A 17,285-nucleotide genomic window follows, 5' to 3' on the forward strand; every position below is an offset into this window, starting at 1 on the left:
TGCCCCCTGGGCGCTGCCGTCCGTCCGGTGTCAGACGCCGGACGGGGCGGGGTGCGGCTCCGGCTCGTCCGCCGGGACCAGGCCCAGCTCCGCGTCACGGGCGAGTTCGACCTCGCGGCGCAGCAGCCGGAACCACATGAAGATCACGAATCCCACGAAGGCGAACCACTCGGCGGTGTAGCCGAGGTTCTGGAACGCCTTGAGGTCCAGCCCGGTGTTCTGCGGAGCGCTCACGGGCACGGCGCGCATCCCGGAGTCGCCCTCGTTGAGCGTGACCCACGCGTCGTACACGTCGTACGGCACGAGGTTCAGCAGGGTCGCCGCGCTGATCGCGCCGGTCTGCCCGTCCGGCCATCCGGTGCGGCCGCTGACGCCGTTGGCGCCGACCGACTCGGCGGCCTGGAGCGCTCCGGTGACGGTGACCTCGCCGGCGGGCGGGGCCGGGGCCTTCGCCGGGTCGGGTGCGCCGGGCAGCCAGCCGCGTACGACGGGCAGTGCCTTGCCGGTGTCGGTGCGCAGCAGGGTGAGGACGTAGTAGCCCTCCCGGCCGTCCAGCTCCCGCTCCGGGACGAGCAGCTGGTCGTCGTACCGGCCGCGCACGCTGGTCTGGTCGCCGACCGTCGCCTTGTCCACGGGCAGCAGCTCCGCCAGCGGGCGGGCCGCCTCCCCGCGGGCCGACTCGTCCTGGGTGGTGGCCGTCTCGTGGTCCTGCACCCGGTCCTCGAACCGGCCGAGCTGCCAGGAACCCATGAAGATGCAGAAGGGGATGGCCAGGACGACGAAGACGTTGATCCCCCACCATCGGGGCGTCAGCAGAAACCGGTACACGCCCTCCACGGTACGGTGCGCGCCCCTGCGGCCCGTCCTCGGGGCTGTGGAAAAACACCGCGCGGAGCCGGGCCGGGCGGAGTTGTCCACAGGCTGGGGATCCGATCCGCGCTTTGTCCCCGGGACGGGGCAGTATGGGGCCATGACTGAGAGCAACGGGTCCGTGTCACCGGACCAGCGGCGACGACAGGGCAGCGCGGAGGAAGGCCGGCAGGCCGCGGAGGTGCCCGACTGGGAGAAGCGGTTCCGGGCACCGCGGGTGTCGCTGCCCGACTGGGCCGAGGACGCACCGGACCGCTCCCTGTTCGTGTCGAACGCCACGGGGACGTACGAGCTGTACGCCTGGGACCGGTCGACCGGCGAACAGCGCCAGGTCACCGACCGGCCCAACGGCACGACGGACGGAGTGCTCCCGCCGGACGGCGACTGGATCTGGTGGTTCGACGACAAGGACGGCGACGAGTTCGGCGTCTGGCGCCGCCAGCCCTTCCGGGGCGGCGAGGACGAACTCGCGGTACCGGGTCTCGACCCCTCCTACCCGGCGGGCCTCGCCCTCGGCCGGGACGGGCGTACGGCGGTGATCGGCCGCTCGACCGACGAGGACGGTACGACGATCCACCTCGCGTACGCGGGCGGGCCCCCGGCGGAGATCTACCGGCACCGCGAGTCCGCGGGCGTCGGCGACCTCTCCCACGACGGCACGCTGATCGCCATCGAACACACCGAGCACGGTGACGCCATGCACTCGGCGCTGCGCGTCCTGCGTCCCGACGGCTCGACGGTCGCCGAGCTGGACGACACGGAGGGCGGTGAGGAGGAGCTGGGCCTGGAGGTCCTCGGCTTCGCGCCGGTCGACGGCGACACCCGCCTGCTCATCGGCCACCAGCGCCGGGGCCGCTGGGAGCCCCTGGTGTGGGACGTGGCGACGGGCGAGCAGACGGACCTCGCCCTGGAGCTGCCCGGTGACGTCAGCGCCGAGTGGTACCCGGACGGCAGCGCCCTGCTGATCGTGCACGGTTTCGAGGCCCGCAGTGAGCTGTTCCGCTACGACTTCGCCGAGCGCGAGCTGGTCGAGATCGAGACCCCGGCGGGCACGGTCTCCGGGGCGACGGCCCGCCCGGACGGGAGCGTGGAGTACCTGTGGTCGTCGGCCGCCGAGCCGTCGGCGGTGCGCTCCACCACGGGCCGGGTCGTGCTCGACCCGCCCGGCATGAAGTCGCCGGGCTCGGTCCCGGTGGAGGACGTGTGGGTGGACGGGCCCGGCGGCCGCATCCACGCCCTGGTCCAGAAGCCGGCCGGCACCACCGGCCCGCTCCCGACGGTCTTCGACATCCACGGCGGCCCGACCTGGCACGACAGCGACGCCTTCGCCGCCGGCCCCGCCGCCTGGGTCGACCACGGGTACGCGGTGGTCCGCGTCAACTACCGCGGCTCCACCGGGTACGGCCGTGCCTGGACCGACGCCCTCAAGCACCGGGTCGGTCTCATCGAGCTGGAGGACATCGAGGCGGTACGCGAGTGGGCGGTCACCTCCGGTCTCGCGGACCCCGAGCGGCTGATCCTCACCGGCGGCTCCTGGGGCGGCTACCTCACCCTCCTCGGCATCGGCACCCGGCCCGAGGCGTGGACGCTGGGCATCGCCGCCGTCCCGGTCGCCGACTACGTCACCGCGTACCACGACGAGATGGAGGGACTGAAGGCCCTCGACCGCACCCTCCTCGGCGGCACCCCCGAAGAGGTCCCCGACCGCTTCGAGGCGTCCTCGCCGCTGACCTACGTCGACCAGGTCAAGGCCCCGGTCTACATCTCCGCCGGCGTCAACGACCCGCGCTGCCCGATCCGCCAGGTCGAGAACTACGTCGAGCGCCTGAAGGCGAGGGGCGCGGCCCACGAGGTGTACCGCTACGACGCGGGGCACGGGTCACTGGTCGTGGACGAGCGCATCAAGCAGGTCCGACTGGAACTGGACTTCGCGGAAAGGTACCTGCCGCGTAGCTAGCCGGGTGGTGGCTTGTCGACCGACCGAGTCGGGGTGGTGGTGGGTGGGCCCAAGGCCGGGGGCCCAGGGGGAGCAGAGCCCCTGGCGGGGCTGTAGGGGCGGCGTCCCTATGACCCCGCCCCTTGCCGCGTCCGCCGCCCCAGCAGCTCGGCCAGCCCCCGCCGCGTCGCCGCCAGCACCACCCGGTCCCCGCTCCGCAGGACATACGTGTCGGGCAGCTCCCACACCAACCTGGACTCCCGAGCCGCCTCCCCGTCGGCACCCGCGCCGGCGGGCCGTTCCGCGTCGGAGGTCTCCCCGTCGGGGACCTCCAGGGCCAGCACCCGCCACGCCCCCGCCCGGAACGCCTCGCCGACCGTCTTCCCCTCCAGCTGCGGATGCCCGGCCACCCTCACCGCCGCGAACAGCAGCACCCGCCGTTCGACGGGGATCGCCCCCAGGATCTGGCGGCCCATCATCGCCCCGGCGAACGCGGGCGCGGACAGGTGGGTCACGCTGCGGCTCCGGGTGAGCGCGCCCGGGTGCGCGGCGCGCAGGGTGCGGTACACGGCGGTCGCGAAGTCGTCGTCGTACAGGCGCAGCACCACCCGCAGGCGGGACCGTACGGAGCGGGCGTAGAGCACGGCCTCCAGGTTGGTCGTGTCCACGCTGGTCAGGGCGAGCAGCGAGTGCGCGCGGTGGATCTTGGCGGCCTCCAGGACGCCCTCCTGGGTGACGTCCCCGAGCACCACCGGCACCCGCAGCCGCCGTGCGGTCGCCATGCCGCGCGCCTCGGGGTCGGCCTCGACGCACACCACGGGGATGTCCATCTCCCGCAGCCGCGTCAGCACACGGGTGCCGATCTTGCCGAGACCGAGCAGGACGACGTGCCCGCCGAGCCCGCGCGGCGGCTTCCGTACCGTGGAGGCGTTGCGGAAGGTCCCGAGGGCTTCGAGTACGGCGGCCAGCAGCACCGGCAGCAGCAGCAGACCGACGAAGCCGGACAGCAGTTGCAGCACCTGCCGTCCCGCGTCGTCGTTGTGCGCGGGCTCGTTGATGGCGAACAGGTCGAGCAGCGTCACGTACGTGGCGTGCAGCGGATGGTCCCCGGTGACCACCATCAGCGCCACGGCGAGCGCGACCACGCAGGCCCCGAGGCCCGCCAGCGACCAGCGCAGCCGCCGCGAGAACAGCTCGCCGAACGGGGGCACTCCGGCGCGCCCGGCGGGCAGCGGCGGACCGGCGTAGGACACCTGCTCCAGGGCGACGGTGCCGCGTCCGGTGGCCGCCTCCACCGCCGCCGCGTCGGGCAGCAGTTGCGGCCCCTGGTCCCCGCTCCCCTCCGAACCGTCGGCGCCGGCCGGGTCGTTGCTCGTCGCGGAGAGCAGCGCGAGGGTGCACAGCCCGGGGTCGGCCACCTCGCCGGGGCGCGGCGGCTGCCGTTCCACCGCGCGCAGCAGCAGCCCGTCCGTCTCGACGACCTTGCTGGTGCCGACGAGGGCGGTCGCGGCCAGCGCGGGCGCGGCCGTGTCGGCGTCGGACAGTACGGTCGTGGAGGTACCGGCGCCGTCGAGGCCCGTGTCCCGTGGGTCGCCGCCGGTGACCAACGCGGCGGTCTGGTCGAGGAGGTCCTCGATGTGCCTGCCGAGTCGGCGGTTGTACAGCCGCAGGACCAGGCGCAGCCGGGGGTTGATCCGACGGGCGGTCAGGGCGGCGCGGATGTTGGTCTCGTCGTCGTCGTACACGAGGGCCAGCGCGGCCGCCCGGTCCACGCCCGCCTCCGCCAGCACCGCCTCGGTCGGCTCGGCGGCCTCCAGTTCGCGGCCGGCGCCGTTCGGTTCGCCGCCCGCCGAGTCGCCGCCGGCCGAGCGGTTGACGGCCGCGTTGACCATGCCCAGCAAGGCGGCCGAGGCCGCTCGGGCCCGCCCGACGACCGGCTGACGCACCCGGCGCCCGGAGGGCGGGACGACGAGAGTGACCTGCTCGCGGTAGACACCGCGCAGCTCGGCGGCCAGTCGGTGGGCCAGCCCGTCGTCGCCGCACACCACCATGTGCGCGTACGCGTCACCGCCCGGCGGAACCTGGTTCGGAACGCTCCCCGTTTGAGTCCCCATTTGAATCAGGACAGTACCGGCCGCGGGTGCGGTTCCAAGAGCGCCCGAAGAGAGGGAGGGCGGCATTAAAGGCGCGTAAAGATTGCCGGAACACGGCAGTGACCCGGTTCTCCCTCGCGTGTGAACATTCGTTTCACCGAAGCTCAGCGACGGGCGAGAGGGGGACGGCACGATGGCCTGGTTTCTCGGGCTGGGTATCACGGGGGTCGTGCTGCTCGCCCTGTCGCTGGTCTTCGACGGACTGCTGGAAGGCGCGTTCGGGGGAGCGCTGGACGGCGTCCTGGAGGGGTGGCTGTCGCTGCCGGTCGTCGCCGGGTTCACGGCGATGACCGGCTTCGGTGGCGCCATCGCCCTCGGCACCGGCCTGACCGGCCCCGCGGGCGCCGCCGGGGTCGGCGCGGTCGCCGGGATGGGGGCCGGCTGGCTGACGTACCGCTTCAGCCGTGCGCTGATGCGTGATCAGACCGGCGTCACACCGAGCACGGACGACCTCCTGGGCACGTCCGGCAAGGTCGTCACCGCCATTCCCGCGGACGGCTTCGGCGAGGTCCTGCTCCGGCTCGCGGGGCAGCCGCTGAAGTGCGCGGCGCGCAGCGCCGAGCCGGTGGCGCGGGGCGCCGAGGTCTGGGTCGAGGCGGTGCCGACGGGTACGTCGGTCGTGGTGCGCCCGGTCGAGCGCTGAGCCTTCTACTTTCCGCTTCCCTTCTTCTTTCCGCTTCTCCTTCTGTTCCTTCCTGATTCGGGGTCGTTGCCATGAGTCCTGTCGTTTTCGCGGTCCTGGGAGTCGTCGTACTCCTGGTGCTGCTCGCACTGGTGGTGGTCAGCCGCTACAAGGTGGCCGGGCCGAGCGAGGCGTTCATCGTCACCGGGCGGCGCGGCAAGAGCTCCACCGATCCGGAGACGGGCCGTGTGTTCACCGACAACAGCGGCCAGAAGGTCGTGGTCGGCGGCGGCGTGTTCGTCGTGCCCTTCGTGCAGCAGCGGTTCACGCTGGACCTCTCCTCGCGGCACATCCCGGTCGCCGTGCGCGGCGCGGTGACGCTGCGGGGCGTGAAGGCCAACCTGGAAGGCGTCGCGATCGTCAAGGTCGGCGGCACCGAGGACGCGATCCGCGCCGCCGCGCAGCGGTTCCTGATGCAGCAGGACGGCATCGTCGGCTTCACCCAGGAGGTGCTGTCGGGCGCGCTGCGCGCCATCGTCGGCCGGATGTCCGTGGAGGACGTCATCCGGGACCGGGCCGCGTTCGCCGGGCAGGTCGCCGAGGAGGCGGAGGCGAGCCTGTCCGGGCAGGGCCTGGTGCTGGACGCCTTCCAGATCCAGGACATCACCACGGAGGGTTCCTACCTGGAGGACCTCGGCCGGCCCGAGGCGGCCCGCGCCGCGCAGGAGGCCGACATCGCCGAGGCCGTGGCCCGGCGGGCCGCCGAGCAGGCGCGGCTGAAGGCCGAGGAGGAGATCGCGGTCGCGCAGCGGACCCTCTACCTGAAGCAGGCCGAGATCAAGGCCGAGACCGACCAGGCGTCGGCCCGCGCCAACGCCGCGGGACCCCTCGCGCAGGCCGCCCGGGAGCAGGACATCCTCGCCGAGCAGGAGAAGGTCGCCGAGCGGCAGGCCGCGCTGAAGGACCGCCAGCTCGACACCGAGGTCCGCAAGCCCGCCGACGCCCAGCGGTACGCGGCCGAGCAGGAGTCGGAGGCCCGCCGGGTGGCGCGGGTGAAGCAGGCGGAGGCCGAGCGGTCGGCCGAGATCGCCGCCGCCCAGGCCGAGGCCGAGCGGGCCCGGCTCACCGGTGAGGGCGAGAAGCAGCGGCGTGGCGCGCTGGCCGAGGCGCAGGCCGTCGAGGGCCTCAAGCAGGGTGAGGCCGAGCGTTCCCGGCGGGCGGCGATCGCCGAGGCCGTCCGGCTGGAGGGTGAGGCGGAGGCCGCCGCGATCGGCGCCAAGGGCTCGGCCGAGGCCGAGGCGATGCGGCAGAAGGCCGACGCGTTCGGACAGTACGGCGACGCCGCCGTGCTCCAGATGCTGGTCGAGGTGCTGCCGCAGGTGGTGGCCAAGGCGGCCGAGCCGCTCGCGGCCGTGGACAAGATGACGGTCATCTCGACGGACGGCGCGAGCCGGCTGTCGCGCACCGTGGCCGACAACGTGGCGCAGGGCATGGAACTGCTGGGCTCCACCACGGGCGTCGATCTGCCCGCGCTGCTGAAGAACATCACCGGGCAGGACGCGAAGACGGCGGACCGGCCGGAGCAGCCCAAGGAGCCCGGCCCGCAGCGCAACGGCAAGGTGGAGATCACGGGCTGACGACCGCCCCCACCCTCCGGGGCCGGCCCGCTCAGATCTCCTGGGCGGGCCAGCTCAGCAGCCGGGCCCCGATGACCGCGGTCTGCAGGGTGTAGCGGTGCACCGGGTCGGCGGGGTTGGCCCCGGTCAGCTGGTGGATGCGCTCCAGCCGGTAGGTGAGGGCCCGCACACTGAGGGCGAGGCGCCGGGCGGCTTCGGCCGCGGTGCAGCCGGCGTCGAAGTACACCTCCAGCGTCCGCAGCAGCGGCTCCACACCGCCGCGAGCTGCGCGCAGCGGGCCCAGCACACTCAGCACGAGGTCGGCCATGGCCTGCCGGTCGCGGGTGAGCACCGGGTAGACGAGCAGGTCGGCGGCGCGCAGCACGGGTTCGTCCAGCTCCAGCCGCTCGGCGAGTTCGAGGGTGCTCAGCGCCTCCTCGTAGCTGTGCACCACGCCGCCCGCGCCGGTCTGGGGGCGCCCGATGGCCACCCGGCTGCCGTCCGTGGCCGCGTACGCCTGCTTGGCGAAGAAGGCGAGGACCTCGTCCTGGTCGCCGGGCGCGATGCAGATCAACTGCCCGTTCTTGGTGGTGATCAGGATGCGCCGGTCGCCGAAGCGGGAGATGAGCGCCGTCTCCACGAGCCGGGTGACCGGTGCGGTGTCGTCGTACGCCTCGGGCCCCTCGGCCACCGCGACGGCGTGGGCGTGGGAGAGGACCAGGCCGAACCGCTCGGCCCGTTCGGCGAGCCGCCCCAGGTCGCTGCGCCCGTAGAGCAGGTCGTCGATGAACTCCCGCCGCGCGGCCTCCTCCTGCCGTACGGCGAGACGCTGGGCGCGTTCGTATCCCTCGGCGAAGGCGTCGACGGCCTGGGCGACGGCGGCGAGCACGGTGTCCGTGACGCCCGAGCCGGGGGCCGTCGAACCGCCGGGCCAGGAGGCGCGCGTGGCGTCCAGGTGCAGGCGTACGAGGCTGCGCAGACTGTGCCCCGCCTCCGCGGCCTGCTCACCCAGGCGCCGCCGGTGCTCCAGCTCGTCGCGGGTCAGCCTGCGCCCCGTGCCGGCCGCCCCGGCCAGGATCTCGGCGTACCCGGTCAGATACGTCTCCGACTGGCCCGCCCCCTGGTCCGCCCCCTGGCCCGCCCCCTGGTCCGCCCCGTGATCCGTCCGCTGGTCCGTCCGCTGGTCCGCCTGCCGGCCCGCCTGCTGGTCCGTCACCCCGCGCCTCCCCTGCCGTTCACGCCCGGTGCGCGGTGTCCGGCAACGTGAGGGTAGTCAAGGCTGCCGGAAACCGGCAATGCGGAGGGGCGTGGGTCATGGGCTGCCCCGCCGGGGCCCGGCGTTCGGTCGCCGAGATCACCGGCTGGAGGCCGAGCGGCTGGAGGCCGAGCGGCTGGAGTTCGCCCGTCTGCTCGTCAAGTACGTCGACGCCGTCGCCGACCTGCGGCAGCCCCCCGGGAACGGCTGAGGAGCGAGTTGAGCGTCACGGCCGCTGGTAGGGCTGCTGCTGCGGCTGCCCCTGCGCCTGGCCGCCTGAGCCGCCCCGGCCGCTCACGGCCTGCGTCTGGAGATGCTCCGCCTGCTCCTTCGACACCTGCTGCTCGGCACCGCAGAAGGTGCACTGTGTCAGGTACTTCGTGGAGAACGGGAACAGCGGCACGAAGAACAGCGTGAACTTCGTGACGCGCTTCCTGAGCGTGTGCGCGGAGGGGTTGCCGCACTGGCCGCACACCAGTGTCAGTATCGCGAGCTGGTAGAGGTATCCCTTGGTGCCGAAGATGATCACGGGGCGGTCCTTCCGGGTCGGTGCCCGCGGGCGCGCAGGGCACGCAGATCTTCTCCCAGATTGCCCCCGGGTGGGCCCCGGAAGCCAGCCGTGGCCGACGGCGGCCGGCGTCACCCGCCCGCGTCCGCGCCCTCCGCCTCCCAGCGCAGCAGGTCTCCCGGCTGGCACTCCAGTGCGACGCAGAGCGCGGCGAGCGTCGTGAAGCGCACCGCCTTGGCGCGGCCGTTCTTGAGCACGGCCAGGTTGGCGGGGGTGATCCCGACGCGCTCCGCCAGCTCGCCCACGGACATCTTGCGCTTCGCCAGCATCACGTCGATGTCGACGACGATCGGCATCAGATCACCTCTGCCAGCTCGTCCCGCATGCGCGCCGCCTCGATGTCGCGCGAGACGGCCTGGGCGAGCAGCATCCGCAGGACGAGCACGACCAGCGCCACGCCCAGGACCGCGACGGCGACCCCGCCCAGGATGAGGACGATGCCGGGCGCGACGGCCTCGCCCGGGGCCAGGACGACCCCGAGCGTGAACACCAGGAGGGCGGCCGCGACGAAGGCGCCGATCACGACATGGACGTACCGGAAGGCATCGAGGGAGAACACGGTGCCCCGCCGCACCATCGTCACCAGCCGCCAGACGCAGACCAGCACGACCTCGGCTGCCGCGGCACCCAGGACGACGATCAGGAAGACCGGCGTGCGTACGGACGTCAGGGCGGCGTCGGGATCACCCGAACCGGCCACCAGCAGCCGGACCAGCACGCCCTGGATGAACACCGAACCTGCGAGCAGCATGACGAGCACGCCTCGCAACGCGAGAACCGTCAGCTGTCCCACCACCCCTCCTTCGTTCGACGTCAATCGATCTACGATGGGAATCTATCGAGGAACGATAGATGGGGCAATGTCTGGCGCAGAAGGGTGAGTGTCATCCGTCCGGTTCGGGGGCATCCCGTAAGCACGGAGAGCCAGCGATCGGGAGCGGTCAGTCATGGCGGTGGCGCAGGAACCCGGAATCGCGGAGGCGGCGGAACCCGCCGTCTCGCCGGTCAGTTCCCACAACGAGTGGGACCCGCTGGAGGAGGTCGTCGTCGGCCGGCTGGAAGGCGCGACGATTCCCTCCGCCCACCCGGTAGTGACCTGCAACGTCCCGCCGTGGGCGGCCCGGTTCCAGGGACTGGCCGCCGGCCTCAGGTATCCGCGCGTCCTGGTCGAGCGGGCGCAGCGGGAGCTCGACGGGTTCGTCGCCCTTCTGCAGTCCCTCGGCGTCACGGTCACGCGTCCGGACGCGGTCGACCACCGGCAGCGCTTCAGCACCCCCGACTGGTCGTCACGCGGCTTCTGCAACACCTGCCCGCGCGACTGCCTGCTCGTGATCGGCGACGAGATCATCGAGACCCCGATGGCCTGGCCGTGCCGGTACTTCGAGACGCACTCCTACCGCCCGATCCTCAAGGACTACTTCCGGCGCGGCGCGCGCTGGACGGCCGCGCCGAAGCCCCAGCTCACCGACGAGCTGTTCGAGCCCGACTTCCGCGTCCCCGCGGCGGGTGAGCCGATGCGCCACATCCTCACCGAGTTCGAGCCGGTCTTCGACGCGGCGGACTTCGTGCGCGCGGGACGCGACCTCTTCGTCACCCGCAGCAACGTCACCAACCGCATGGGCATCGAATGGCTGCGCCGCCACCTCGGCCCCGGCTACCGCATCCACGAGATCGAGAGCCGCTGCCGCACGCCCATGCACATCGACACGACGTTCGTCCCCCTCGCGCCCGGCAGGGCACTGGTCAACCCGGAGTACGTCGATGTCGACCGCCTCCCGGACGCGCTGCGCTCCTGGGAGCTCCTGACCGCGCCCGAGCCCGACCCGATCCCCGACCGCATGCTCAAGATCGCCTCGATGTGCGGCAAGTGGCTCAGCATGAACGTCCTCGTCCTCGACGACAGGCGGGTCATCGCGGAACGGCACCACACCGGCATGCTGCGCGCGCTGGAGAGCTGGGGCTTCGAGCCGATCCCGTGCGACCTGCTGCACTACGCGCCGTTCGGCGGCTCGTTCCACTGCGCGACCCTCGATGTGCGGCGCCGCGGCACGCTCGAGTCGTACACCGACTGACGGTCCTGGCGGTCGTCAGCCGGCCGGCCCCTACACGTCTTGTGCGGTCGCTTCTGGGTTCCGTACCGGATGGTGCCGACGGCCCGAGGAGAGCGAAGCTGTAGCCGATCCAGCCCTTCCCGGACACAGTCCGGGGTGGGTCGGCCACGTATGCGCGGCTGCGCCACTTCGCCCTGGTGTGATCGTGACGTTCCCACCTCGCAAGGAGAGCAGATGGCCCGCCCGACCGACCGCGTCGCCTGCCCAGGGCCCCGCGCCGGGAGGAGGAGACCATGCCCGGGTCCGACGACCAGCGGCTCAGTGAGATCGAGTCCCGCCTGCACCGTGACGACCCCCGTTTCTCCCACGCCCTCGACGCCGGCCGCCCATGCCGGCCACGTGAGTACCGCCACCTCCGGGCCTGGCTGCTGCTCGCCGCCGCCCTGGCGGTGCTGGGCTCCGGGGTCGTCCTGGACCACGGGCTGCTCATCGCCTCCGGCCTGGTCCTCGCGGGCATGGCCGGGGAACTCTTCGACCCGCATCGACGCAGGCGCGCGAACCGTCACCCCCCGCCCCGCTTCTGGACCCGCTGACCGCGGGCCGGCCCTGTCCGACTCGGGGCGGGCCCGATGACCCTGCCCGAGCTGTACCTGACCCTGCTGATCGGCGGCACGGTGCTGCTGGCCAGCATCGCCGCCGCCCGCGCCGCCCACCGGGTGGGCCTGCCCAGCCTGTTGCTGTTCCTCGCCGTCGGTGTCGTCGCCGGAGAGGACGGGCTGGGCCTGGAGTTCGACGACGCCCAGCTGGCCCAGGCACTGGGCACCGCCGCCCTGGCCGTCATCCTCGTCGACGGCGGCCTGACCACCCGGTGGAGCGACGTCAGGCGCCTGCTCGCCCCCGCCGGCGTGCTCGCCACCGCGGGCGTGGCCGTATCCGTCGCGATGACCGCGGCGGGCGCGCACTGGCTGCTGGGCATGGAATGGCACCTGGCCCTGCTGCTCGGTGCGATCGTCTCCTCCACCGACGCCGCCGCGGTCTTCGCCGTACTGCGCTCACTACCGCTGCCGCAGAAGGTGACGGGCCTGGTGGAGGCGGAATCCGGCTTCAACGACGCCCCCACCATCATCCTGGTCCTGATCTTCTCCACCACCACCGCGGGCGACCTGCCCGGCCCCGCCCCGGTCGTGGGCAACCTGCTCTACCAGCTCGTGGTCGGCGGCACCCTCGGCGTGCTGATCGGCCGCCTGGGCGCCGCCGCGCTCCGGCACATCGCGCTCCCCGCGACCGGCCTGTACCCGCTCGCCACGGTCGGGTTCGGCATCGTCGCCTTCGCCGCGGCCGGGGCGGTCAACGCCAGCGGCATCATCGCCGCCTACCTGTCCGGCCTGGTCCTCGGCAACGCCGAGCTGCCCCACCGCGCCGCCACCCGCTCCTTCGCCGAAGGCGCCGGCTGGCTGGCCCAGATCGGCCTGTTCGTCATGCTCGGCCTGCTCGTCGACCCCAGCGAACTGCCCTCCGCGATCCTCCCGGCCCTCGCCGTCGGCCTGGTCCTGCTGCTGGCCGCCCGCCCCGTCTCCGTCCTCCTCTGCCTCCTCCCCTTCCGCATCCCCTGGCGCGAGCAGGCGTTCATCTCCTGGGCGGGCCTGCGCGGCGCGGTCCCCATCGTGCTCGCCACGTTCCCCATCGTCGCCGGGGTCGCCGGTGCCCGCGAGGTACTGAACATCGTCTTCGTCCTCGTCGTCCTCTTCACCCTCGTGCAGGGCCCCACCCTGCCCGCCGCCGCCCGCCTCCTGCGGCTGACCCGCTCCGACGCGCTGCGCGAGATCCAGGTCGAGACCGCCCCCCTCGACGTCCTGGACGCCGACCTGCTCACCGTGGCCATTCCGCGGGGCTCCCGCCTGCACGGCGTCGCCGTCTTCGAACTGCGCCTGCCGCCCCCGACCGTCCTCACCCTGATCGTGCGCGACGGCGTCACCGTCGTCCCCGACCGCGACACCGTGTTGCGCGCCGGTGACGAACTCCTGCTCATCACCACCCCGCACACCCGGGAGGTCACGGAACGCCGCCTGCGTGCCATCGGCCGGGGCGGCAGACTCGCCCGCTGGCTCGGCGAACACGGCGCCCCGGAACCGGAACCGGGACCACCGGCACGGACCACGGCACGAGCAGGTCAGTGGTAGGCGTGGACCACGGCGTGGCCCTTGCCGCGGCCGATCATCCACTTGTCGACCGGCGTGGTGATCACGAACGCCACGGCGAAGCCACCGAGGAGCGCCGCCCAGAACAGCCCGTCGGACAGGTGCGCGTCCATCGCTCCCGGCGTCAGCGCGATGATGCCGTTGTCGACCAGTTCCATCACCACGAGGGAGACGGTGTCGGCGGCCAGCGCGACCTTGACCGCGGCCTTCGGCGAAACCCCGGCGCGCACCACCGCGAAGAGGGTGAAGGAGTAGCCGAAGAGGAGGGCAAGGGTGATCGCGAGGACCATCGTCTGCACGTTGCCCCACATCAGGGCGGTGCCGACGACCATGGCGAGGATCTCGCCGATGGCACACCCGGTGAGGCAGTGCAGTGTCGCCTTCATCGCCGTCGCCCAGGTCGTGCCCTTGCTGTGGCCACCTGTGTGGGCGGCGTGGTCGTGCGCGGTACCGGAGTGATGCGTGCTGTGGTCCATGACCTCATCCCCATTCGGCTCGACGTCCCGCCAGGACCTCGGCGGCCCCACATGGAGGGAGGTGGGTCGGAGGTTGGACGGAGTGATGCCGGCGGGCGGGCCGGAGCGGAGCCGGTGCCGTCCGCGCCGGCTCCGCTCCGGGGTGATACCGGTCAGTCCTCGCCGAGCAGCTGATTCATCTGCTCGATCTCCGCGCTCTGCGAGGTGATGATCTCCCCGGCCATCTTCCTGGCCGGACCGTGGGCGCCGTCGGACTGCTCGGTCCTCGCCATCTCGACCGCGCCCTCGTGATGCTTGATCATCATCTCCATGAAGGCGGTGTCGAACGCCTTGCCCGAGGCGTCCTCGAGCCGGCTCATCTCCTCGGCCGTCATCATGCCGCCCATGCCGTGCGAGGAATGATCCATGGCGCCCTCGGCGGGCACCTCCTCGCCCCAGGCAGTCAGCCAGCCGGACAGCGTCTTGATCTCCGGGTCCTGGGCCTTCTTGATGTCCGCGGCGAGCTGCCTCACCTCGGCCGACCGCGCGCGGTCGGGCGCGAGGCCGGCCATCTCGACGGCCTGGCGGTGGTGGGGGATCATCCCCTTCGCGAAGGCGACGTCGGCGGCGTTGTGCTGCCCCTGCGACGCGGACGCGGACGCAGACGCAGACTCCGGCGAGGAAGCGGGCGCGTTGTGGTCGCCGTGTCCGGCCGAGCCGCCGTCGTCGCCACCACAGGCGGCCAGGACGAGTGCTGCCGCACCGGCGGCGGCGACGGCGGCACTACGGCGGACGAGCGAGTGCTTGCGGGTCATGGTCGTGCAACTCCTTCACGCGCGCTGTTCGCGGCGCGCGGTTCAAGCGGATGTGGGCGTGCGAAAGCACGGCACCCGTCAGCGGAGGACCGACTCCGGTCCGGTCTCCGGGGTGCCGTGCGGGCCGCTCTATATCCGCAGGAGTTGCAGCTCGGAAAGGTCGGGGGGCGCCCGGCCGTGCCGGGGCGCCCGCAGCGCCGCCGCGGTGGGCGAGGACGCGGTGGGCACGTCCAGCACGTCGCCGGCCAGTGCCGGCGGCGAGTAGGCGGAGCCGGTCCCGGCGGCGGCGCACGTCGCGTCGGCATGGTCGAGGTGACTCGACCCGCCCTCCTGGTGCGCGCATCCTCCGCCCGCGTGCGGAGCGCTGTCCGCCGAAGCCGCCGCCATCTCGTGGCCGGCGGGCGTCTGCGCCGCCGGCGCCACTTCGGGCAGGCCGTGCATGCCCAGCACTCCGGCCAGTACGGCCATCACCAGCAGCGCGAAGAGCCGCCCTGCCGGGCGGCTGCTCGGTCGGATGCTCCTGGCCACGCGCCCATCGTACGGCGCACCACAAAACAGACGAACGAACTCAGCGCCGGGGCTGCTCTGTGCCGGGGGGAGGTCGCAGGCGCAGCGGCCTTTGAGTACTGCCGCGGCAAGGGCCCGGGACCCGCACTGGCGGCCGGACGGCGGGCTGCGCACCACCGCGGTGCGCCGCGCAGCGTCCGCTCGGTCTCGCCGAGCCTTGTCAGCTCGGTGCCACCGACGGTGACCGAGCCGGACGTGGGACGGTCGAGGCCTGCGGCACACTGCAGCAGGGTGGACTTGCCGGACCCGGACGGGCCCATGACCGCGGTGAACGTCCCTCGGGGAAACGAGAGCGACACCTCGTCGAGAGCCGTCACGGCACTGCCGCCTGTCCCGTAACGCCTGCTGACGGAGGACAACTGGATCACGTCGTTGTTCATGAGCCCCCACTTGTTCGAAGCTGGTTCTCCCGCGGGCTGGACGGGAGGAGTTCGGGAGACGGCGCCGTGGACCATTGTCCGAGCGGTTCGCCCCACCGGCCGGGCGTGGTGTCTGGCATGCGGTTGCACTGGCGGCTCTCCGCGCTCGGTGCGCCGACATCAGCGCCGGATGGCAACAGGCTGCGGTGGCAGGACACCGCAGGCTTCCCAGCAGTCACAGGCCCGGGCCGAAACCCATCCCGTAGCCGACCAGCACGAAGGTCGGCGCCCACACCGCGCTGCTCACGAAGGACCAGGCCAGATAGGACCGCACCGACATTCCCGAGATCCCGCAGAGCGTCGGCACGAGGGTGCGCAGCCCGGCCGTGAACCGCCCCGCGAACACCGCCCGGCCGCCGTGCCGCTGGACGGCGGACAGGGCGCGGGCGGTGAGGTGGGGCCGCAGCATCCGGCGCGGGACGCGATCCAGGAGCCGGGTGTTCCAGCGCACCGGGCGCCGGCCGAGCCGGGGCTGCTGGCCTGGGGACGTACCCGGTTCCGTGAACCGGCGATGTGGCGGGAGCTCGGCTACACGCTGGTGTTCGCGAAGTGACGGGGAGGGTGGGCGGGCGGTTAGTTCTTTCCCCAATTCTTTGAGGAGGGCGGCGGCCCACCGGCACCTCGCGAACGAGGCGCCGGCGGACCCGGCGAACAGCCGCCGACCGAAGCCCCGTCGGCTCAGGAACGGCGGCGAGCGCCCTTGACCTCGCTTATGAACGCGGCCCACGAGCCGTCCCCGAAGGAGACGACGGGCCCACCCGAAACCTTGCTGTCACGAACGGGCACGACGCCCGTGAATCCGTCGGCGGCCTCCACGCAGTTGCCGCCTTCCTGATTGCTGTAACTGCTCTTGCGCCAGGCGACGCCGTTCGGATCGGGAAGGAACGTTCGCTTCACGGTAGTAGCCCTCCATCGCGGACCGGATCATGTCGAGCGACATGACTGTGGGCAGGGCATCCGCCCGGACCCGATCGTAAATCCCCGAGAAGTGTCTGACCTCGGCCGGTTCCTCGACGAGTTGGCCGTAGTGCGCACCTTCCGTGTAGGCCACCTCAGAGCCGTCCGGCAGCGTCAGAACCGTCAGCGAACCGCCCAGTGCGTCGTGCCCGCCCTGCTCGAACGGCAGCACCTGCACCCTGATGTGAGGCTCCGCCGCCACCTTCGCCAGCCGCTCCAACTGCGCCCGCATGACGGCGTCCCCGCCGATCGGCCGCTTGAGCACCGCCTCGTCGAGTGCCACCCACAGCTCCGGCCGCCCGGGGGCCGTGAGCCGCTCCTGCCGCCCCATGCGGGCGGCGACCCGCTCCTCCAACTGCTCTGCGCCGTCCAGCGTCATGCCCAGACTCAGCACGGCCCGCGCGTACCCCTCCGTCTGCAACAGGCCGGGCACCAGATGCGCCGCGTACTCCCGGACGGACACCGCCCGTTCCGAGTGGGCGATGAACGCGCGCGACCAGTCCGGAAACGCCTCCCGGTACACATACGGCCACAGCTCCACCAGCAGTTCCTCCGCGCCGAGAGCCGCGTCCAGCGCCCGCGCCAGCTCCAGCGTCGGCTTCGCTCCGGACGCCCGCTCGATCTGCGTGATCCGCGTGCTGACCACGTGCGTCAACTCGCCGAGTTCGGCCTGGGTCAGGCCCGCTGCCGTCCGGAGTCTGCGCACCCGGTTGCCGAACAGGGCGGCCATCGACGCGCTGGGATCAATTCCGTTGGCCAAGGCATCACTTCCGTTCCTTACGGCTTGAAAGGTAAGGCCGCGC

The 17,285-nt window shown here is 72.6% G+C and carries 19 protein-coding genes and 1 pseudogene; 7 read left to right on the forward strand and 13 right to left on the reverse strand.

Annotated features, from left to right (window positions below):
* Positions 1-30 precede the first annotated feature (30 nt).
* A complete protein-coding gene (locus tag ACIQ1J_RS05885; RefSeq protein WP_403554414.1) occupies positions 31-837 on the reverse strand; it encodes an SURF1 family protein in 807 nt (268 codons plus the stop codon).
* A gap of 133 nt (positions 838-970) precedes the next feature.
* Between ACIQ1J_RS05885 and ACIQ1J_RS05890 the strand changes: the two genes are divergently transcribed.
* Positions 971-2,827, forward strand: a complete 1,857-nt coding sequence (locus ACIQ1J_RS05890; RefSeq protein WP_403554416.1) for a S9 family peptidase — start codon at positions 971-973, stop codon at positions 2,825-2,827.
* A 107-nt stretch (positions 2,828-2,934) separates the two neighbouring features.
* On the opposite strand, the gene ACIQ1J_RS05895 is transcribed toward ACIQ1J_RS05890, so the two are convergent.
* Positions 2,935-4,857 carry an NAD-binding protein gene (locus ACIQ1J_RS05895; protein WP_403554816.1) on the reverse strand — a complete coding sequence of 641 codons (1,923 nt, stop codon included), beginning with the start codon at positions 4,855-4,857 and terminating at the stop codon, positions 2,935-2,937.
* Between the two features lie 235 nt (positions 4,858-5,092).
* Here ACIQ1J_RS05895 and ACIQ1J_RS05900 point away from each other — a divergent pair, with 235 nt between their 5' ends.
* On the forward strand, positions 5,093-5,602 hold the full coding sequence (locus ACIQ1J_RS05900; RefSeq protein WP_403554418.1) for a hypothetical protein: 510 nt from the start codon (positions 5,093-5,095) through the stop codon (positions 5,600-5,602).
* Between the two features lie 71 nt (positions 5,603-5,673).
* The gene (locus tag ACIQ1J_RS05905) at positions 5,674-7,218 is read left to right on the forward strand and encodes a flotillin family protein (RefSeq protein ID WP_403554420.1); all 1,545 of its coding nucleotides are present in this window, start codon (positions 5,674-5,676) and stop codon (positions 7,216-7,218) included.
* Between the two features lie 31 nt (positions 7,219-7,249).
* Here the strand turns inward: ACIQ1J_RS05905 and ACIQ1J_RS05910 are convergent, their stop codons facing one another.
* A complete protein-coding gene (locus ACIQ1J_RS05910; RefSeq protein WP_210963210.1) occupies positions 7,250-8,293 on the reverse strand; it encodes a CdaR family transcriptional regulator in 1,044 nt (347 codons plus the stop codon).
* A 211-nt stretch (positions 8,294-8,504) separates the two neighbouring features.
* Here ACIQ1J_RS05910 and ACIQ1J_RS05915 point away from each other — a divergent pair, with 211 nt between their 5' ends.
* Positions 8,505-8,663, forward strand: a complete 159-nt coding sequence (locus ACIQ1J_RS05915; RefSeq protein ID WP_403554422.1) for a hypothetical protein — start codon at positions 8,505-8,507, stop codon at positions 8,661-8,663.
* 15 nt (positions 8,664-8,678) lie between these two features.
* Here the strand turns inward: ACIQ1J_RS05915 and ACIQ1J_RS05920 are convergent, their stop codons facing one another.
* The 3 genes from ACIQ1J_RS05920 to ACIQ1J_RS05930 form a co-directional block, all read right to left on the reverse strand.
* Positions 8,679-8,981 carry a zinc-ribbon domain-containing protein gene (locus ACIQ1J_RS05920; RefSeq protein WP_403554424.1) on the reverse strand — a complete coding sequence of 101 codons (303 nt, stop codon included), beginning with the start codon at positions 8,979-8,981 and terminating at the stop codon, positions 8,679-8,681.
* A gap of 110 nt (positions 8,982-9,091) precedes the next feature.
* A complete protein-coding gene (locus ACIQ1J_RS05925; protein ID WP_210963188.1) occupies positions 9,092-9,316 on the reverse strand; it encodes a helix-turn-helix transcriptional regulator in 225 nt (74 codons plus the stop codon).
* Positions 9,316-9,813 carry a DUF2975 domain-containing protein gene (locus tag ACIQ1J_RS05930; protein WP_403554426.1) on the reverse strand — a complete coding sequence of 166 codons (498 nt, stop codon included), beginning with the start codon at positions 9,811-9,813 and terminating at the stop codon, positions 9,316-9,318. Before ACIQ1J_RS05930 ends, ACIQ1J_RS05925 begins: the two co-directional genes overlap by 1 nt.
* Before the next feature lie 154 nt (positions 9,814-9,967).
* On the opposite strand from ACIQ1J_RS05930, the gene ACIQ1J_RS05935 reads away from it, so the two are divergent.
* From ACIQ1J_RS05935 to ACIQ1J_RS05945, 3 genes are all read left to right on the forward strand, one after another.
* A complete protein-coding gene (locus ACIQ1J_RS05935) occupies positions 9,968-11,092 on the forward strand; it encodes an amidinotransferase (protein WP_403554428.1) in 1,125 nt (374 codons plus the stop codon).
* Positions 11,093-11,364: 272 nt separating this feature from the next.
* Entirely contained in the window at positions 11,365-11,664 is a 300-nt protein-coding gene (locus ACIQ1J_RS05940; protein ID WP_403554430.1) for a DUF3040 domain-containing protein, read from the forward strand.
* A 36-nt stretch (positions 11,665-11,700) separates the two neighbouring features.
* Positions 11,701-13,251: a potassium/proton antiporter gene (locus ACIQ1J_RS05945; protein ID WP_403554432.1), complete on the forward strand. Its 1,551-nt coding sequence runs from the start codon at positions 11,701-11,703 to the stop codon at positions 13,249-13,251.
* Here the strand turns inward: ACIQ1J_RS05945 and ACIQ1J_RS05950 are convergent.
* From ACIQ1J_RS05950 to ACIQ1J_RS05980, 7 genes and pseudogenes are all read right to left on the reverse strand, one after another.
* Positions 13,242-13,745, reverse strand: coding sequence for a DUF4396 domain-containing protein (locus ACIQ1J_RS05950; RefSeq protein WP_403554434.1), 504 nt, complete (start codon positions 13,743-13,745; stop codon positions 13,242-13,244). The genes ACIQ1J_RS05945 and ACIQ1J_RS05950 overlap by 10 nt on opposite strands.
* Positions 13,746-13,897: 152 nt before the next feature.
* The gene (locus tag ACIQ1J_RS05955) at positions 13,898-14,539 is read right to left on the reverse strand and encodes a DUF305 domain-containing protein (RefSeq protein ID WP_403554436.1); all 642 of its coding nucleotides are present in this window, start codon (positions 14,537-14,539) and stop codon (positions 13,898-13,900) included.
* A gap of 129 nt (positions 14,540-14,668) precedes the next feature.
* Positions 14,669-15,067: a DUF6153 family protein gene (locus ACIQ1J_RS05960; protein ID WP_403554438.1), complete on the reverse strand. Its 399-nt coding sequence runs from the start codon at positions 15,065-15,067 to the stop codon at positions 14,669-14,671.
* A gap of 170 nt (positions 15,068-15,237) precedes the next feature.
* Positions 15,238-15,486: pseudogene (locus tag ACIQ1J_RS05965) on the reverse strand (ATP-binding cassette domain-containing protein); the annotation flags it as partial.
* Between the two features lie 214 nt (positions 15,487-15,700).
* Positions 15,701-15,976 (reverse strand): DedA family protein, encoded by a 276-nt coding sequence (locus ACIQ1J_RS05970; protein WP_403554440.1) that lies wholly within the window; start codon positions 15,974-15,976, stop codon positions 15,701-15,703.
* Between the two features lie 227 nt (positions 15,977-16,203).
* Entirely contained in the window at positions 16,204-16,341 is a 138-nt protein-coding gene (locus tag ACIQ1J_RS05975) for a DUF397 domain-containing protein (protein WP_403554442.1), read from the reverse strand.
* The gene (locus tag ACIQ1J_RS05980; protein WP_403554444.1) at positions 16,298-17,212 is read right to left on the reverse strand and encodes a Scr1 family TA system antitoxin-like transcriptional regulator; all 915 of its coding nucleotides are present in this window, start codon (positions 17,210-17,212) and stop codon (positions 16,298-16,300) included. Before ACIQ1J_RS05980 ends, ACIQ1J_RS05975 begins: the two co-directional genes overlap by 44 nt.
* Between the last annotated feature and the right edge of the window lie 73 nt (positions 17,213-17,285).

The sequence above is a fragment of the Streptomyces sp. NPDC097107 genome (genome assembly GCF_044762405.1).
Taxonomy (GTDB): Bacteria; Actinomycetota; Actinomycetes; order Streptomycetales; family Streptomycetaceae; genus Streptomyces; species Streptomyces thinghirensis.

Excerpts from the sequence above, each read along its gene's own strand:
- ACIQ1J_RS05890 (WP_403554416.1), top strand. The coding sequence starts at position 971 with ATGACTGAGAGCAACGGGTCCGTGTCACCGGACCAGCGGCGACGACAG.
- ACIQ1J_RS05895 (WP_403554816.1), bottom strand. The coding sequence starts at position 4,857 with ATGGTGGTGTGCGGCGACGACGGGCTGGCCCACCGACTGGCCGCCGAG.
- ACIQ1J_RS05900 (WP_403554418.1), top strand. The coding sequence starts at position 5,093 with ATGGCCTGGTTTCTCGGGCTGGGTATCACGGGGGTCGTGCTGCTCGCC.
- ACIQ1J_RS05905 (WP_403554420.1), top strand. The coding sequence starts at position 5,674 with ATGAGTCCTGTCGTTTTCGCGGTCCTGGGAGTCGTCGTACTCCTGGTG.
- ACIQ1J_RS05925 (WP_210963188.1), bottom strand. The coding sequence starts at position 9,316 with ATGCCGATCGTCGTCGACATCGACGTGATGCTGGCGAAGCGCAAGATG.
- ACIQ1J_RS05935 (WP_403554428.1), top strand. The coding sequence starts at position 9,968 with ATGGCGGTGGCGCAGGAACCCGGAATCGCGGAGGCGGCGGAACCCGCC.
- ACIQ1J_RS05940 (WP_403554430.1), top strand. The coding sequence starts at position 11,365 with ATGCCCGGGTCCGACGACCAGCGGCTCAGTGAGATCGAGTCCCGCCTG.
- ACIQ1J_RS05945 (WP_403554432.1), top strand. The coding sequence starts at position 11,701 with ATGACCCTGCCCGAGCTGTACCTGACCCTGCTGATCGGCGGCACGGTG.
- ACIQ1J_RS05950 (WP_403554434.1), bottom strand. The coding sequence starts at position 13,745 with ATGGACCACAGCACGCATCACTCCGGTACCGCGCACGACCACGCCGCC.
- ACIQ1J_RS05955 (WP_403554436.1), bottom strand. The coding sequence starts at position 14,539 with ATGACCCGCAAGCACTCGCTCGTCCGCCGTAGTGCCGCCGTCGCCGCC.
- ACIQ1J_RS05980 (WP_403554444.1), bottom strand. The coding sequence starts at position 17,212 with ATGGCCGCCCTGTTCGGCAACCGGGTGCGCAGACTCCGGACGGCAGCG.